The sequence below is a fragment of the Fulvivirga imtechensis AK7 genome, from assembly GCF_000331535.1.
GTDB classification, from domain to species: Bacteria; Bacteroidota; Bacteroidia; order Cytophagales; family Cyclobacteriaceae; genus Fulvivirga; species Fulvivirga imtechensis.
Map to the genome: position 1 here is coordinate 1 of NZ_AMZN01000035.1, position 2,447 is coordinate 2,447.

Annotated in this window: 1 protein-coding gene; it reads left to right on the forward strand. The window is 46.2% G+C overall.

Translation table 11 applies throughout. The features are described from left to right. Nucleotides 1-2,447 (forward strand): T9SS type B sorting domain-containing protein (locus C900_RS10515; RefSeq protein WP_040496458.1); only part of this gene is annotated, 2,447 nt, incomplete at both ends.

Sequence of the window (2,447 nt, forward strand, 5' to 3'; positions counted from 1 at the left end):
GAGACAGAGATTAATATTGATCCCTTCCTGGGTTGCAACAATACCCCGGTTTTATTGATCCCACCCATCGACAGAGGATGTACCGGGGTGGCCTTCTTTCACAACCCTGGCGCTTACGATCCTGACGGAGATAGTATTTCTTTTGAACTTGTTGTTCCCAAAAAAGAAGTGGGTACAGTAGTGGACGGTTATGTAGCGCCTAACGCTCAGTCATTTTATAATGATTACAACAGAGGGAATGAAACATTTGACGGGCAACCCACTTTTTCAATTAACCCGACAACCGGAGAGCTGAAGTGGAATGCTCCGGGAGCGGTTGGCGAGTATAATATTGCCTTTGTGGTAAGGGAATTTAGAAAGATCAATGGTGAATGGTTCCGGCTGGGGTTTGTAACCCGCGATATGCAGATCATTATCGAAGATTGTGACAACGAAAGACCGGAATTGCAGATACCGGAAGATATTTGTGTGGAGGCAGGGGAGACCATAGATGAGATCATTTTTGGTACGGACCCTGACGGTGATAACGTCAAGATCGAGGCTTTCTCACAGGTATTTGATCTTGGGGCTGTTGTTGATCCTCAAAACGGCCCTTTCCAGCCATCTGTTCCCCCGGCAGAATTACGCTTTACCTGGAATACCGAGTGTGTAGATATTCGTGATCAGCCTTATCAGGTTGTTTTTAAGATCACCGATAATCCGGAAAAAGGGCCTAAACTGGTGAGCTTTGCTACCTGGAATATTACCGTTGTTGGCCCCAAGCCGGACGTTACTTCCATACAACAAGACGGGCAAGGCATAACATTGGATTGGAATCCTTACTTCTGTAGCAATGCCGAAATACTTCAGGTGTGGAGGCGAGTGGATAGTAACCCTTATAGCCCCGATGAATGCGAGACGGGTATACGCGAGAATGCGGGATATCAGCTAATCGATGAACTACCTGTGAACGCCACTTCCTATAAGGACACCAAGCTGGCTTCCGCAGCCAAGTACTGCTACCGCATATTGGCGATCTTTCCACAGCCTTCCGGAGGGGAAAGCATTGTCTCCGATGAAGTGTGTTTCGAATTTGTTCCTGCAGAAGAACCAATCATCACCAATGTGTCGGTTGTTAAAACAGGAGAAACGGATGGTCAGATACTGGTGGGCTGGCGAGAGCCGTATGAAATTGATGTAGCTACTTACCCACGTCCGTATATCTATAAGGTGTTTAGGGCGGAAGGCTTCAATGGAAGTGGAAATCTTGTGGAGGTGCATAGCCGCCAGATAGATGTGGCAACAACCAATAAGCTGGAGTTTACCGATACAGGGCTAAACACGGCACAGAAAGTATACAATTACCGCATTCAACTGATTGCGCCTAATGGACCGGGTGATGCGGATCCCGTTCAGTCAGCAGTGGCCTCATCCGTTTGGCTGGAGCCAACTCCTCAATTCAAGAAAATAGAGCTCACCTGGCAGGCAGAGGTGCCGTGGTCAAACAGCATTGCCCTTCCACCGGACAATACCCATTTGATTTACAGAGGTCTTGAGGGTGATACTGATGATGAACTGGTACTGATCGATGAGGTAGATATAATGCAGAATGGTTTTGTATATATTGATTCGGGGCAATACAACAATACACCACTGGTTGATCATCAGGTGTATTGCTATAAGGTGCTAACGAAAGGTACATATGGTAACCCTGAAATAGCCTCGCCATTGCTCAACTTCTCACAAATGGTGTGTGCTCAGCCTTCGGATTCTATTGCACCCTGTAAGCCGGTGGTGTCTATAGACGGCTTTACCTGCGAAGAGTTTCTGGCCCAGAGTTCGTGCAACTTTAATGAATTTCAAAACGTGATCACCTGGACTACAGAATTTGTTGGCGAATGCCAGGATGACATACAGGTTTACAGGCTTTATTATGCGCCTACCACAAGCGATGATTTTTCATTGCTGGCCGAGGTAAGAGATACCTCATATGTGCATGATAACCTTTCCTCTTTTAAAGGTTGTTATAAGGTGATGGCCATTGACCGGTCAGGCAATGAAAGTGAATTTAGTGAGGTGTTCTGTGTGGATAACTGTCCTTATTACGAATTGCCTAATGTCTTTACTCCCGGAAATGGTGATGATTGTAATGAATTGTTCAGTGCGTATGGCAGTAATACCATTATTGGAGAGGATGGCTCAGGTGGATGTGGTCCCGTGGATGCGTCTAAATGTGCCCGCTTCGTTAAATCAGTGAAATTCACTGTCTACAACAGGTGGGGAGGCACTGTTTATACCTATCAATCCACATCAGGAAGTGAGACCAATAGTGGTCAATCCAAAGGTATTTATATAGGGTGGAACGGCCGTAATAACGAGGGTAATGAGTTGCCCGCAGGAGTCTACTACTACCTGGCTGAGGTCACTTTTGATGTGGTAGATCCCTCTAAATCCGTTAAGAAATTCAA